The following is a 14683-nucleotide window of genomic DNA, read 5'->3' on the forward strand; positions in this document are numbered from 1 at the left end:
AAAGTTTTTAGCCTGCTTCTTTTAAAAAATATTGTCTCACAAATTGTATAAATTATCTTTAAAAGCAAAATATTTTAGCTCTTAATGTCTAAACCTAGGTGTTCGAATTATTTTCTTTCCACTACCAGGGTTAACGGGCAATCTATAACTAGCCATTATTTCGTGTGTAGTGGCCTTTTTCGCATCTTGGTCTTTCACTACATAACCAAATGAATAGCCAAAGCTTAACGATTTATCCTTTAAAAAATTATAACCCAATAGTAAATTTACATCATCAGACTGTCGAAACGAAGTTCCGAACCATAACTGGTCTTTATAATAGACCAAACCACCTAATATGAAGCTATATTCATTAAAGTCAGTTTGCACCATTAATGATGGTGAAATCTTAACATCGAAATTCACTTCATGAATATACCCCATAGAGAAATAGGCGTGGTTTTCCAATGCATTCTTAACAGCATCCTGACCAAAGTTAAATTCAGACTTTAAAATATGGTTAAAGCTTAAACTTGCATAATATTTCTCTGACCGCAAGTATACCCCTAAAGCCATATCAGGTCTAATTTGAGACTCATCAGCATTTACAATTAGATCATCACCCTGATCTATGTACCTATATTGTCCTTTATCTATTGATTGGGAAAATAACCCGGCTCTAACACCGAAGCTTAACTTAGCATTTTTAAGTCCTAAATGGTACGCATAGGATAGTTGTACCTCGAGGTTATTCAAAGGACCTAAATTATCGTTTACCACGTGAGCACCGAATCCACTTCTTATTCTATATATAGGAGTGTTCATACTAAAAACTTGTGTAGTAGGAGCTCCTCCATCATCGAAAGTACTTTGATACCCTGCCCATTGAGTACGGTGAAGCAAAGTAATTTCTGTCACACCCTCCGCTCCTGCATAGGCAGGGTTATAGAAGAGCATGTTCTTCATATAGTAAGAAAACTGTGCATCTTGCTGGGCACTTACAGTAGTTGCACAAAAAATAAGTACCCCTATTGATATGTAAAAAATGTATCTACGCATATCTATTGTCAAAAGCAGTCTTAAATATAAGATAATTTTGACAATAGATTCAAGCGTTTCCTATTAAAAAGGTGTAATATAATCTCGATTTCACAATTATTTAATGTCAAATCTCGTTATTTAAGTCCGTTTGCCTTTTTAATATACACCTCAATAGCTCCAGTCATTGAGGGTGCATTAGGCAGAGGTGCCTCAATGTCAAGGAATAAACCTGCCTCTCTTACAGCTTTAGCTGTAGTAGGGCCAAAGGCTGCTATTCTGGTGTTGTTTTGTTTGAAATCAGGGAAATTAACTAACAATGAGTTAATACCTGACGGACTGAAAAATGCTAATATATCATAATAGACATCTTCCAAGTCTGATAAATCACTTGCTACTGTTCTATAAATTACAGCTTCTGAGAAATTGAATCCATTTTCGGTTAAGAAATCTGGAATATCGTTTTTCCTAATGTCAGAACATGGGAAAAGATATTTTTCGTTCTTATGTTTTTTAAGGATTTCAATAAGATCCATAGCTGTTCTATGGCCAGTAAAAATTTTCCTTTTTCTAATTACGATATACTTCTGTAAGTAATTAGAAGTTTGTTCAGAAATACAAAAGTATTTCATATCCGCTGGCATCTCAATTTTAAGTTGCTCACAGATGTTAAAAAAGTGGTCCACAGCATTGCGGCTGGTAAAAATCACCGCTGTATGATTGAGTATATCAATTTTCTGTTGCCTAAATTCTTTAATTGACACAGGGTCAACCTGAATAAAAGGTCGAAAATCTACCTTAAGGTTATACTTTTCTGCCAGCTTGAAATATGGGGAATTTTCATCACCGGGCTTTGGCTGAGAAACCAGGATACTCGCTACTGGCTGCATCCTTTCTTTCGCTTGATCAGTCATATATTCACTCAACTATTACTTCTTAAATAATCAGAATGGTTGATTTAGTCCTAAATAAAGAAGCACAACCAAGGGTATTACTTCTGTGCCGCAAAGGTAGGAAAATAAATGCAAAGATTTATAGGCCCCTGTATTCAATAATCTAAAAAACAATATTAATACTCTTAGAATCATCATAATTAGCAGAAAATGAAACAAGTAAGTATAATATGATGGGTTTATGGCATGAAAACCAAAAAATGAAATTATTACTAGTATTAAAGAAATACTGAAAATTAAAAAAGAAAGCCTTGTATAGGTATAAAAATGCGAATTTTGAAAAAAAGATATTTTAAACAACGCACTTAAATTTGCTATTAGCAGGTATTTAACCAGATACCAAACGAAAACTACAAGTCCTATTTTCAGCCAACTCAATATGGCTGAGGAAAAACCTATGGGATAGAATATGGCCGCATCTTGATGTATTTCTGAGAACCGAACAAACAGCATGATAGTAAGGCTGATCAGTAAGCTTAAAAATGCATATACTAATAAGTGGATTTGATTTAGTGGTCTTGTTTTAAAAAGATTCTCATCAATATCTCTTGTACTTAATACTCTTCTTAGCCTAAAGAAATCTGCTAAAGTACGTGGAAAGAAGTTTCTCAAACTTGCTAATATCATTAAAAGCAATATGCTGGCTACGATTATAAAGTTGTTGTATTCCTTTTGGGTGTTTCTACTTTTTATTAAAACGGGGTTTTGTATTAATGGCTTTTTCTCTGCAGTTGGTTCGAGGCGAATAATCTTAGCAGTAATATTATATGGGTTTATCAATGGTCGATACAGTGTAACGTGTAAATCATTATTAAAACTCCGCCTTAAACTATCAATATTCCATAGGATTTTACCCTTCATCCCTGCCGCCAGCATTCCATTTATAAAAATGTTTATTTTATCACTGCTTGATATAGACAAAATACTCTCTGAATAATCTCCTGAACCTATATCAAAATGGATAGTATTCTCTGTAAAAACAGACTTATCTACTAATGGTAAAAAGCCATCGTCTTCATCGTAAAAAAACCAATCGTAATTAAGATTTCTAATTTCTACTGTGTCAGCCAGCATAGACCAGGCATGATTTGCCTGAAGAATCAATACAAGTAGTAATACCCTTTTCAATATTTCGATTATTTAATTCTTTGCAAGTTATCAGAATTTAGCCACATAACCGAAGTGAAACTTGGAGAGTCTTGTGCTAAAATCCTGATTGTTGGATTTACCAACGGCATACGCCAAAGTTAATAAGCCTGCATTGGTTTTTAAAGTTAGTCCAAGTCCAACTCCTAAAGGATAATCTGTATGATTCACTGAGGCTACAGCTTGCTCTAAGTATCCTTGATCATAAAACACAAACACATATGATTCCGCAGCATATAGTAATTGAAGTTCTAAATTTGAATAGGCATAGGTGGATGCAAAAAACTCATTTTCATTAAATCCCCTGATTGTACTTAGCCCTCCTAACCGAAAAAGGTCATTAGTAAAAAGATAGTCATTAAATAATTTTGCTAGAGAAAACTTATTACTCAACACTAAATGCTTGGACAGCTTAATATAATACCGTAGATCTGCCATAGTTTTGTATTGCCGTGTTTTGCTGGGCAAATTATTATAGCCAGCCTCTAACAAGGCGGTATTTTCTGTAATCTTTTTATCTCCAACAGCAACAGACAGATTATACCCCCACCCAAATGATTTTAACCTTGACGAAGTATAATTACGATAGCCATTACTAACCCCATAATAGGTTAATCTAAAATCTGCTAACGTAGCTGAATCCTGAACATTATTATTTAACACACTTGAGCGCTGAAATTCACTAAATATTGAAAAAGAGGCCTTATTTTTCTGGTATCCGAAATTAATATTGGTATTACGATTCAAAAAAGTAGTGTCTTCTTTTAGCAGGTAAAGCCCCGCTTCTATGTTTAAGGGCGAATTGAGTACATTTCTCTGATTGTAATTTAAATCTAAAACCTGAGATAATGGCTTTAGCCTTTGCCAGTGTGCATTAAACTCTTTGCCACTACGAAATAGGTTATCGATAGAAAGATCAAACTCACCGGTCACCAGTAATTTGTTATCATTTTGCGCATTCGGCAAAAAGCCAATGACACCATTAACAGAGCTGGAAGACCTACTTTTTAAGGTGATAGTAATTATAGCTTGGCTGTTTTGAAAAGTCACTTCCACAGGCTTAGCAAGTTCTGCAAACTCTAACTGTGTTATTTTACTGGGTATATTAGAAATATTTTGCTGGTTAAATGGGGTTCCCATGGCCAATTGTAAATAGCTTGCCAGCCACTTTCTTTTCACCTTTACGTTGCCTTCTATTTTTATTAAATCTAGGGTTATCTCCGGCCCTGAACTATAGTTTAAAACACCGTAAACCCCACTTTGATTTAACTTAAGGGAATCTAAAAATACAGATGCGAATGGGTATCCATTATTCTCACTTATTTTAATGATTTTATTAAACAGCTTAGATACTTCAGTGTAACTAAAGGGTTTATCTTGAAAAAACCTTTCTCTATATCCCGACCGTGATAGCAAATATTCAGGGAGTGACCCTTTATTTAAATTTGCCCATTTAAACTCAAAACCTTTATGTATGGTATAATAATAACTTGAATCACGCAAATCGGCTTTAACTACATTAGCCGCCAAAAAACCCTCTTGATAATATGTATTTAAAAGTTTGTTGATGTATAACCTCAACTGTAATGAATCAGCAACCTTACTATCATATACTTCGTTTTTTTCACCAATAACTTCTACATGTACTCCCGCAACTTGAGCATCAACTTTTTGAACGAATAGCAAAAAGGCACATATTATATATAGGTATATACTTCTCAAATAATTTTAAGTTTGTAAACAAAACTAACAACTTGGCTGGCATTTATATACATATTCCGTTTTGCAAACAGGCTTGTCATTACTGTGACTTTCATTTTAGCACTAATCAATCTTATATTAAAGATATGACTTCGGCTATTTGCAAAGAAATAGACTTACAACAAAGCTTTTTACATAATGAACCGATAGACACTATTTACTTTGGTGGAGGTACACCTTCTATATTAAGTGTTAATCAGTTGGATGCCATTTTAAATACCATAAAACTAGTACACAAAGTAAATGCGAATGCGGAAATTACACTGGAGGCTAACCCAGATGATCTAAATTATCATAAGTTAAAAGGGTTATATACCGCGGGTGTCAATCGATTAAGTATTGGCATTCAATCTTTTGATGAAAAAACATTAGACTTTCTCAACAGAGCTCATAACAGGTCCCAAGCTTTGGCCTCTATATCACAGGCAAGAGAAGTGGGGTTTAAAAATATAAGCATAGATTTAATTTATGCTATACCGCATACAGACCATAACATGTGGAGAAATAACCTAAAAGAAATTATAGCTTTAAAGCCTGAGCATATTTCATCTTACTGCCTTACTATAGAACCAAATACAGTTTTTGGACATCAACAAAAGAAAAAGTTATTGCCTGAAATAGATGAAGAGTTTGCAGCAGAACAGTTTGAAATACTGACTGAAGAGTTAAAAAAAGCAGGATATGTACATTATGAGGTCTCCAATTTTTCACTTCCAGAAAAGTATTCAAGGCACAACTCAAGTTACTGGAAACAAAAAAAATATTTAGGAGTAGGCCCTGCTGCCCATTCTTACAATGGAGTATACCGCCAGTTCAACATTAGCAATAACCATAAATACATTAAATCCATCAATAACGGTGAAATACCTGCAGAAATAGATCGTTTAAACATAACGGATCAGGTCAACGAATTTCTATTAATATCACTAAGAACTAACTGGGGTGTTGATTTACTTTATTTGAAAAAGAAGTATGATATAGATCTTATTCAGCTTCATAAATTGTATATAGATAATTTAATAGAAAAAGGATACGCAATAATTAGCACCGATCACTTAATACTAACAGCATCAGGGCTTTTGCTCGCTGACCAGATAAGTGCAGATCTATTTTTAGATGAAGACTAATTTTTTTTATTGCTGGATTTTATCCGTTAATTTATCCGAATAAATAATTACCAAATATTGAACGCAAAATCAGTTTTATTCAAATAATTTACTTTTTTTGTAAGTCAACGCACAAAAAATGAGTAGTGAAGAAAAAAAGGCATACCTACTTCTAAAATCTGTGATTTTCCATTATCATGGATTAGATGAAGGGGAAAGGCTTAACCTTGAAGAAACCGCAGAAGAATTAGATGGTCATTCGGAATTAGAATGGGCCAATAGTTTTATTGCAGAAGATTACTTCAACTCGTTTGAAAGAGCTAGAGACTACTTAAACCAAGTTATAGGCAACTACCCTGAAGAAAAGAAAATTTTCTATATAGATATGGTATGGAAAGCCAATAACCTAAAGGGGTATGTAACTGAACTAGAAGCAACTGCCATGTTAAAACTAGCACGAGACTGGCATGTAGAAGCAGACCTTATTTCTATTATAAGAGGGGGAACTGGTTCTTAATACATTACAGGCTCATCATTTCTTTAAACTTAGCAGCTTGGCGTCTGCTCACCTCTACCTTATCTCCTCCTTTGAGTTTCACCATCAGTCCTCCATTGAACCAAGGCTCTATACTCTCTACCCAGCTTAAGTTCACAATGTGTTTTCTACTGGCCCTAAAAAAGCTTCTACTATCTAATTTTTCATCAAGCGCATTTAATGACTTATGAATCATAGGTCTATTATTATCAAAGTAAACCTTAATATAATTGCCATCAGATTCAAAAAGCCTAATATTAGATAAACTTACAAACCAACATTTATCTCCATCTTTTACAAACACCTGATCTTCTAGGCTTAGCTTTTTATCTCCTTTTTGAGGTTGAGGGTTAGCTGTAAACTTTGCAAGAAGTTTATTAATACTTTCATTCAGCCTTTCGGTCTGTATTGGCTTTAGCAAATAATCTAATGCATTAACCTCAAATGCCTTTAAAGCAAACTCATCATAAGCAGTAGTAAATACCACATTAGGTACATTATCAAGCATCTCCAACAGCTCAAACCCTGTTTTACCTGGCATTTGTATATCCAGAAATAACAAATCAGGATGAAGATTATTGATTAATTCATACGCCTCATCTGCATTGGCAGCTTCTCCTACTACCTCTACCTGACTATAGCTTTTTAATAAATTCATCAACTCTTTACGAGCTAATCTTTCATCATCAATTATTAATGCTTTCATTCCTTTGGTATAACTAACTCTGTTAATACAGTATTTTCATTTTCATTGGAGACATTTAAATACGCTCTATCTCCATACAGTAAGGCCAACCTTTTTCGGGTATTTTTCAAACCTAACCCCACTTTTTCTTCTTGTAATGAATTATGTTCACTACCATCTTCAAACTGACCACTGTTTCTAATTTCGACCTTCAGTTCGTATTCAGAGACATAAGTCTTTAGTTGCACAAAACCACCTTCTTTAAGTTTAGAAATGCCATGCTTAATCCCATTTTCAACTAAAGTTTGTAGCATTAGTGGCGGCACCAGAAATTTAAAAGAATCTTGCGCAATATCAAAAGTTGTTCTTAACCTCTCTTCAAACCTAATACTCTCAAGACCAAGATAATCCTTTACAGTATTAAGCTCATCTTCAAATTTTGTTAGCCTCTTTTTATCCGATATTAATGAATTTCTAAGAATATTAGACAACTGTGTAATGGCATTTTTCGATTTCATCGGATTTTCATCTACCAGTGCCCTAATGCTATTTAATGCATTAAAAATAAAATGCGGATTTAATTGAGATTTTAAGTTATTCAGTTCTATCTCATGCACTGCAGCTTCATGCTGCAGAGACAAATTATATTTTTCAAAGTAGTGATAAATAAAATACAATACCACCCACAAAAAGAATATCAAGGAATAAACTAGTGATAGGCCTATTACATTAGACCATTTCCAAGCCACTTGGGGGTCATACATATGCAATGGCACACTAATGAGCATACGCGCACAATATACCAAAAGAGGAAGTATCACCACCGATAAAATCACTCGTGGTATAAGCCGTTTCATGCTTAACGCCAACCAACCCCTATTTACAATAAGATTTCTGTAAAGATGTGTAAACAGTAAAAATACACTGGCTTCTAAAAGCCAGAATAAAACCTGTATTCCTGTAAGGTTCTTTCTTAAAAAGATAAATGCAATTATCTGCACACTAGCAAATAATAGCCAGCCTCCAACCTGTAAAGTCCAGTATAACTTAGTTTTATTCAAATTATATTAAAGTATTAAAGCAACACAACGCACGTATGTAAAACTAATAATTACTATGCTGATTAACAGTCAAATTTTACCAGTGGGTATTTTACTTTCTTAATGGCCAGCCACCATTTGATCAGTGCGTACAAGATAAAGAAAGATAAGGCCAGTAATAATTATTAATGTCCAAGAAAGGATGTCTAAGACTTTAGAATAGCGCGGGAAACGTTTCTCCCGCACTAAAGCCATTACAATGAAAGAAAGCCCGGCTGAAAAATACAAACTACACTCCCAAAAGTCTTGCTTATATACCTGAAAACCTCCTACCAACAGTAATAGCGAGCCTAAGAAGTATTGTAATTTCGGACCTTTCATTGTTTATTCTTTGATTTTATTTTTTGGTATAAATTTTCTGATGATCAATCGGGTGCCTTTATCATATGTAAAGTAGTTCCACACCCAATTACTAAATACTATGAGTCTGTTTCTAAAACCAATAATTGATATTAGGTGAACAAACATCCACATCATCCATGCAAAGAAACCACCAAATCTAAGTTTTCCAACATCTACAACGGCTTTGTTTCTACCGATGGTGGCCATAGATCCTTTGTCTTTATATTTAAAGGGCTTTGGAGCTTTGCCATTAAACTTTCTTTTTAGGTTTTCTGCTAATAAATCACCTTGCTGAATCGCTACAGGTGCAAGCATTGGATGTCCTTTAGGGTACCCAGGATCTCCCTCCATAACAGCAATATCTCCTATAGCATATAAATTCTCATACCCTAATATTTGCTGATATTGATCCACTTTTAAACGACCTCTGTCTATAGAAGCGTCATCGATGCCATCTGGGTAGTTTCCTTGAACTCCTGCTGCCCAGATAAGCGTGGCCGTTTTTATTTCTTCTCCATTATTAAGCTTGGCCACTCTTCCGTCATAAGATGTAACTAATGTGCCGAGCTTAACCTCTACATCAAACTTTTTCAAGTATTTCAAAGCCCTGTTAGAGGCAAAGTCAGACATGGCACCAAGCAACGAAGGAGTACCTTCTAGCAAGGTAATTTTCATCTTAGAAAAATCTAGCTCAGGATAGTCATTGGGTAGAATGTTAGACTTCAGTTCTCCCAGTGCTCCTGCTACTTCCACTCCTGTAGGCCCACCACCAACAATCACAATGTTCATCATAGAAAGCAGCTTCTCTTCATTAGTGGTAATGGTAGCTGCCTCAAAGTTTTGAAGAATATGACTTCTTAAGTCTAACGCCTGCGAAATTTGTTTAAGCGGAAAAGCATGCTCCATAATGGACTGATTACCAAAATAATTGGTTTTGGAGCCTGTGGCTATAATCAGGTGATCATAAGACATTTTCCCTATTTCCGTTTTTATTATTTTTTCTTCAGGATGGACCGAATACACTTCTGCCATTCTGAAAAAGAAATTTTTTACGGGCTCTAGCTGTTTCCTCAGCGGATCAGCTATGGAATCAGGCTCTAGGCCTGCAGTAGCCACCTGATATAACAGTGGCTGGAACGTATGATAGTTGTTTCTATCAAAAAGTACAATTTGAACCGGAGCTTTACTTAATTTTTTGATCAGTTTTACTCCTGCAAAACCTCCTCCTATAACTACTACACGGGGGAATTTAGACTCCGGTATGGGGACGAAATTATTAATTTCTTTAGGCATGACCGTGTGATTTGATTTGACACTGCAATATTACACCCCAAGTAACGAAATAAAGAATCAGAACCTTAAATTTTAATAAGAGTAAAGGAACTCTTTTCGGACAATAATCATTGTATGAATAAGCAATAATTCATAGTTGATAATTTTCAAGGTTTTGGTTGAATGAAAATGCCGCTCTTGAGCGGCATTTTCTATTCTTCCTTATTATATTTTTACTTAAAAATTAAGCCTCTAGCTCCATTTTCAAAAACTTAGCGGTATAGCTCTTTTTATTTTTTGCCACTTTTTCCGGCACTCCACTACACACTATTTCACCTCCTCCACGGCCGCCTTCAGGTCCAAGGTCAACGATATAATCTGCTACTTTAATTACATCAAGGTTATGCTCTATAATTAAAACAGTATTTCCTTTATCTACCAACCTATTTATTACATCTAAAAGGTGCTGTATGTCTTTAAAATGTAGCCCTGTAGTTGGCTCATCAAGAATATAGAATGTTTTTCCGGTATCTTTCTTAGAAAGCTCTGTTGCTAATTTAACTCGCTGAGCCTCACCTCCTGATAATGTAGTAGCATGTTGTCCTAATGAGATATACCCCAAACCTACTTCATTTAGCGTCTGTATCTTTCTCACTATTTTTGGTTGATGCTCAAAAAATTCAACAGCTTCTTCCACAGTCATATCTAAAACATCAGAAATAGACTTTCCTTTAAACCTTACCTCTAGCGTTTCTCTATTATAACGTTTTCCCTTGCAGGTTTCGCAAGGCACATACACATCAGGTAAAAAGTCCATTTCTATCAACCTTAGGCCAGCGCCCTCGCAAGTATCACATCTGCCGCCCTTCACATTAAACGAAAACCTTCCGGGCTTATACCCTCGAATTTTCGCTTCTGGAAGTTCTGCAAAAAGTGACCTAATATCTGTAAATACTCCCGTGTAAGTAGCTGGGTTAGATCGTGGTGTGCGTCCTATTGGTGATTGATCAACCTCTATAACCTTATCCAAATGCTCTAAACCTTCCACTTTGGCATACTCCAAGGGCTCTTTTCTAGATCTGTAAAATTTCTGATTCAGTATCGGAAACAAGGTATCATGGATTAATGTAGACTTACCACTACCAGAGACACCCGTTATTAAAGACAAAGTGCCTAATGGTATTTCTAAATTTACATTTTTGAGGTTATTCCCTTTAGCTCCCGTCAGCTTCAAGCTTTCTCCATTTCCGCTTCTACGCTCAGCGGGTATCTCTATTTGCTTTTTGTTTTTTAAATAATCAGCCGTAGAGCTAGATTGCTGCAAAAACTTCTCTGGAGGTCCTTGAGCCACTACTTGCCCTCCGTGCCTTCCAGCTCCAGGGCCTATATCAATGATATAATCAGAAGCCAGCATCATATCCTTATCGTGCTCTACCACAATAACAGAATTACCTAAATCTCTTAAGTCCTTTAATGCATTGATGAGTTTCACATTATCTCTCTGGTGCAGTCCAATACTGGGCTCATCAAGAATATATAGCACTCCAACAAGCTGGGTTCCTATCTGGGTAGCCAACCTTATTCGCTGTGCCTCTCCACCAGAAAGTGTCTTTAATGGCCTATTGAGATGTAAATAATCTAAACCTACATCTAATAAAAAACCTATCCTTTTACGTATCTCTTTCAGCACTTCGGCAGCTATTACATTCTGCTTTTCACTGAGCCTACTTTCTAAATTTTCAAACCAGTTTCCTAAATTTTGAATGTCAAACCCAGCAAGCTGCGATATATTATGCCCATCTATTAAAAAGTGAAGTGCTTCCTTTTTAAGCCTTGCTCCTTTACAGCTGGGGCAGGTGTTTATGACAGTAAAATCATTTACCCACTGTTGTATTTTTTCCGATCCTCCTTCTTTCTGCTTTTCAAGAAACTTGATTATCCCTTCAAACTTGGTATTCCAGTCTGTGCCAGGGTATTTTACTGACTCCACAGCTACCGGCACATCATCTCCATATAATAATACTTTAAGAACCTCTTTAGGTATATCATTGATAGGGGTAGATAATCCTACTTTGTAGCGTTTAAGAATAGCCTCTATTTTCTTAAAAATCCAAATATCTCTGAACTCACCCAGTGGTAATATTCCCCCTCGGCTAATACTGATTGTTCTATCCGGTATAATAGAGTCTTCTGTAATTTCTTCAATTACGCCCAAACCATTACACTTAGGGCAAGCACCATAGGGTGAATTAAAAGAAAACGTATTAGGGGCGGGTTCATCATATGACAAACCAGAGACAGGATCCATCAAGTATTTAGAGAAATGATGAATATTATCATCTTGATCTAAAAGCATGATAATACCTTCGCCCTGCTTCATGGCAGAATTTATAGATTGGCCTATTCGATAGCGATCTTTTTCCACTGCTACAATACGGTCAACCACCACCTCAATATCATGAGTTTTATAACGGTCTACCTGCATTTTAGGAACAAGTTCCTGTAGCTGACCATCAACCCTTACTTTAGTATATCCGCTTTTTCTTATCTGTTGAAAAAGCTCTCTGTAATGTCCTTTTCTACCCTTTACCACAGGAGCAAGAATAGTAAGCTTTTGGTTATCGAAAGCCTGAATAATATGATCTAATATTTGATCTTCAGACTGCCTAACCATTTTCTCACCAGTTTTGTATGAGTATGCCTCACCAGCTCTTGCGTATAACAGCCTCATAAAATCGTAAATCTCTGTTACTGTACCTACAGTGGATCTGGGATTTCTAGAAGTTGTTTTTTGCTCAATAGAAATTACAGGACTAAGTCCGTTTATCTTATCTACATCTGGTCTTTCAAGGTTTCCAATAAAAGATCGGGCATAGGCACTAAAGCTTTCCATGTACCTGCGCTGCCCTTCAGCATAAATAGTATCGAAAGCTAATGAGGATTTACCACTACCACTTATCCCGGTAATAACGATAAGTTTATTACGAGGAAAAGTAAGGTTAACATTCTTCAGGTTATGCTCACGAGCACCTAAAATCTCAATACTATCATAGCCTGTAATATCGTATCCTTCACTATCTTTCATTACTTCCTCTTCTGCTATCATAGGCTATTGGTTTGATTTTTATAAAACACAAAATTGAGGCTTACTTTGTTTAAATGCAATAGATCAAAAAAAAGAGGCCTCTTTTTAGAGGCCTTTATATTAAAGCATGCTATTTACTTATCTACAGCTAATTCAGGCTCAAAATCTAACGATATTGAGTTCATACAAAATCTTTTATAAGTAGGAGGGGGACCATCGTCAAAAATATGTCCAAGGTGTGAATCGCACCTTCCGCAAAGCACCTCAACTCTGTGCATTCCAAAAGAGTGATCCTCTTTATAAATTACACTATTATCTCTTACCGACTCATAAAAACTTGGCCAACCACAACTGCTGGAAAACTTAGCTGTGGAATAAAATAATTTATTACCACATACTGCACAATAATAGACTCCTTTTATATCTGTATCCCAATATTTACCAGTAAAGGCACGCTCAGTAGCGGCCTCTCTTGCCACAGCATATAAATCAGAAGATAATATTTTTTTCCACTCCACATTAGACACCTCCAGTTTTGAAGTATCAGTTTTGGAGTAATAAGGGTTGGCAACATTTCTGTGCTCATTTTGAGCATTAGAGTGTGTGCACATAATGAATATTGTTATTATTAAACTAAATACTACTTTTAACCTCATAACTCATATACGAAAATAAAACCCATAAGTATTTAATATTTCCATATTAATTAACAACAACCACCGCCATCATAAAAATAAGTGGATGGTGAAATAAAGATATCCTCACGGTTGAGGGTACTTAAGGCTGATGCTGTCTTATCACATATAGCAAGTGGCTGATTCGGCATTAGCACATGTCCTTTGTCATCATCAAAATACTCATCATCTCCAAAGTAAATGGCTGTTTTACCAGTAAATACACATGGCCCATCTTCAGGCATGGGATCTTTAATGGCACATACTTCTACACTTTCGATAAAGATCTCGGTGTCTGTATCGTATTTATTGGGTGACAGAATGCGGTAAGGCCTTTTAGCTCTGATCTCCACTGTGCCAAAACCTGCATCAGTAATAAGTTGAACATATTCCTTTAGGGGAAGTGCTCCACTTAAGCACAGTGCCCTAAGTTTATCATTATCTTTTAGGTTTTGAGGCATTTCTGTTTCACAGACAGGGTCTGACAATACTAATCGTCCATGAGGTTTCAACACCCTAAACATTTCAGATAGCGCCAGCTTCAAGTCATCTGTGGTGAAAATATTAAACAAACAATTTTGTGCTGCCACATCAATCGATTCATCAGCTACGGGTAAATCTAGCGCATTACCTTTTCTCAGGTCTACAAAATCTTTTTTAAACCAACCATTTAATCTTTCCGCTTCTCCGAAATTTTTGCGGCTGGCTTCCAGCATTTCATCAACTACGTCTATACCAATTACTCCTCCTTCTTTTCGGCTAAAGTATGCGAATTGTAAAAGCTCCATTCCTCCACCTACTCCAACATATAATATTGATGGGTTATTAACAAGGTCGCGAGGATGCACAGTGCTGCCACAGCCATAATTCATTTCCTGCATAACTTTAGGCATATCCAAGCCAGGCAGTTGCCAAATGGGTGTAGTGGTACAGCATAGCCCTATGTCTGGTGACTCTGCCGCACGTTTATATACATCATGAGTTGTTTGATGATAGCTACTCATATC

At 35.8% G+C, this 14683-nt stretch carries 13 protein-coding genes; 2 read left to right on the top strand and 11 right to left on the bottom strand.

What is annotated here, in order from left to right; genetic code table 11:
- Nucleotides 1-81: 81 nt before the first annotated feature.
- The 4 genes from ACXACQ_RS03625 to ACXACQ_RS03640 form a co-directional block, all read right to left on the bottom strand.
- Entirely contained in the window at nucleotides 82-1038 is a 957-nt protein-coding gene (locus tag ACXACQ_RS03625) for a PorP/SprF family type IX secretion system membrane protein (RefSeq protein WP_474974564.1), read from the bottom strand.
- Nucleotides 1039-1154: 116 nt separating this feature from the next.
- Entirely contained in the window at nucleotides 1155-1931 is a 777-nt protein-coding gene (locus ACXACQ_RS03630; protein WP_474975037.1) for a uroporphyrinogen-III synthase, read from the bottom strand.
- 30 nt (nucleotides 1932-1961) lie between these two features.
- Nucleotides 1962-3098 (bottom strand): DUF4271 domain-containing protein, encoded by a 1137-nt coding sequence (locus tag ACXACQ_RS03635; protein WP_474974565.1) that lies wholly within the window; start codon nucleotides 3096-3098, stop codon nucleotides 1962-1964.
- Between the two features lie 30 nt (nucleotides 3099-3128).
- On the bottom strand, nucleotides 3129-4838 hold the full coding sequence (locus ACXACQ_RS03640; protein ID WP_474974566.1) for a ShlB/FhaC/HecB family hemolysin secretion/activation protein: 1710 nt from the start codon (nucleotides 4836-4838) through the stop codon (nucleotides 3129-3131).
- 32 nt (nucleotides 4839-4870) lie between these two features.
- Here ACXACQ_RS03640 and hemW point away from each other — a divergent pair, with 32 nt between their 5' ends.
- The gene (gene hemW / locus ACXACQ_RS03645) at nucleotides 4871-6004 is read left to right on the top strand and encodes a radical SAM family heme chaperone HemW (RefSeq protein ID WP_474974567.1); all 1134 of its coding nucleotides are present in this window, start codon (nucleotides 4871-4873) and stop codon (nucleotides 6002-6004) included.
- A 118-nt stretch (nucleotides 6005-6122) separates the two neighbouring features.
- Nucleotides 6123-6500 carry a hypothetical protein gene (locus tag ACXACQ_RS03650; protein WP_474974568.1) on the top strand — a complete coding sequence of 126 codons (378 nt, stop codon included), beginning with the start codon at nucleotides 6123-6125 and terminating at the stop codon, nucleotides 6498-6500.
- 4 nt (nucleotides 6501-6504) lie between these two features.
- On the opposite strand, the gene ACXACQ_RS03655 is transcribed toward ACXACQ_RS03650, so the two are convergent.
- From ACXACQ_RS03655 to arsM, 7 genes are all read right to left on the bottom strand, one after another.
- The gene (locus ACXACQ_RS03655; protein WP_474974569.1) at nucleotides 6505-7224 is read right to left on the bottom strand and encodes a LytR/AlgR family response regulator transcription factor; all 720 of its coding nucleotides are present in this window, start codon (nucleotides 7222-7224) and stop codon (nucleotides 6505-6507) included.
- Nucleotides 7221-8264 carry a sensor histidine kinase gene (locus ACXACQ_RS03660; RefSeq protein WP_474974570.1) on the bottom strand — a complete coding sequence of 348 codons (1044 nt, stop codon included), beginning with the start codon at nucleotides 8262-8264 and terminating at the stop codon, nucleotides 7221-7223. The genes ACXACQ_RS03655 and ACXACQ_RS03660 overlap by 4 nt, the downstream gene beginning before the upstream one ends.
- 99 nt (nucleotides 8265-8363) lie before the next feature.
- Entirely contained in the window at nucleotides 8364-8624 is a 261-nt protein-coding gene (locus ACXACQ_RS03665; protein ID WP_474974571.1) for a hypothetical protein, read from the bottom strand.
- Nucleotides 8625-8627: 3 nt separating this feature from the next.
- Complete coding sequence (locus ACXACQ_RS03670; RefSeq protein WP_474974572.1) at nucleotides 8628-9938, bottom strand: NAD(P)/FAD-dependent oxidoreductase; 1311 nt, start codon at nucleotides 9936-9938, stop codon at nucleotides 8628-8630.
- Nucleotides 9939-10161: 223 nt separating this feature from the next.
- Complete coding sequence (gene uvrA, locus ACXACQ_RS03675) at nucleotides 10162-13023, bottom strand: excinuclease ABC subunit UvrA (protein ID WP_474974573.1); 2862 nt, start codon at nucleotides 13021-13023, stop codon at nucleotides 10162-10164.
- A gap of 113 nt (nucleotides 13024-13136) precedes the next feature.
- Nucleotides 13137-13613 (bottom strand): peptide-methionine (R)-S-oxide reductase MsrB, encoded by a 477-nt coding sequence (msrB, locus tag ACXACQ_RS03680; RefSeq protein WP_474974574.1) that lies wholly within the window; start codon nucleotides 13611-13613, stop codon nucleotides 13137-13139.
- Between the two features lie 95 nt (nucleotides 13614-13708).
- Nucleotides 13709-14680, bottom strand: coding sequence for an arsenosugar biosynthesis arsenite methyltransferase ArsM (arsM, locus tag ACXACQ_RS03685; RefSeq protein WP_474974575.1), 972 nt, complete (start codon nucleotides 14678-14680; stop codon nucleotides 13709-13711).
- Between the last annotated feature and the right edge of the window lie 3 nt (nucleotides 14681-14683).

It is taken from the genome of Fulvivirga sp. AWR4_260, from assembly GCF_056158185.1.

Coding starts and splice junctions, on each gene's coding strand:
- arsM (WP_474974575.1), bottom strand. CDS start 14,680: ATGAGTAGCTATCATCAAACAACTCATGATGTATATAAACGTGCGGCA.
- msrB (WP_474974574.1), bottom strand. CDS start 13,613: ATGTGCACACACTCTAATGCTCAAAATGAGCACAGAAATGTTGCCAAC.
- ACXACQ_RS03650 (WP_474974568.1), top strand. CDS start 6,123: ATGAGTAGTGAAGAAAAAAAGGCATACCTACTTCTAAAATCTGTGATT.
- ACXACQ_RS03625 (WP_474974564.1), bottom strand. CDS start 1,038: ATGCGTAGATACATTTTTTACATATCAATAGGGGTACTTATTTTTTGT.
- uvrA (WP_474974573.1), bottom strand. CDS start 13,023: ATGATAGCAGAAGAGGAAGTAATGAAAGATAGTGAAGGATACGATATT.
- ACXACQ_RS03665 (WP_474974571.1), bottom strand. CDS start 8,624: ATGAAAGGTCCGAAATTACAATACTTCTTAGGCTCGCTATTACTGTTG.
- ACXACQ_RS03670 (WP_474974572.1), bottom strand. CDS start 9,938: ATGCCTAAAGAAATTAATAATTTCGTCCCCATACCGGAGTCTAAATTC.
- ACXACQ_RS03655 (WP_474974569.1), bottom strand. CDS start 7,224: ATGAAAGCATTAATAATTGATGATGAAAGATTAGCTCGTAAAGAGTTG.
- ACXACQ_RS03630 (WP_474975037.1), bottom strand. CDS start 1,931: ATGACTGATCAAGCGAAAGAAAGGATGCAGCCAGTAGCGAGTATCCTG.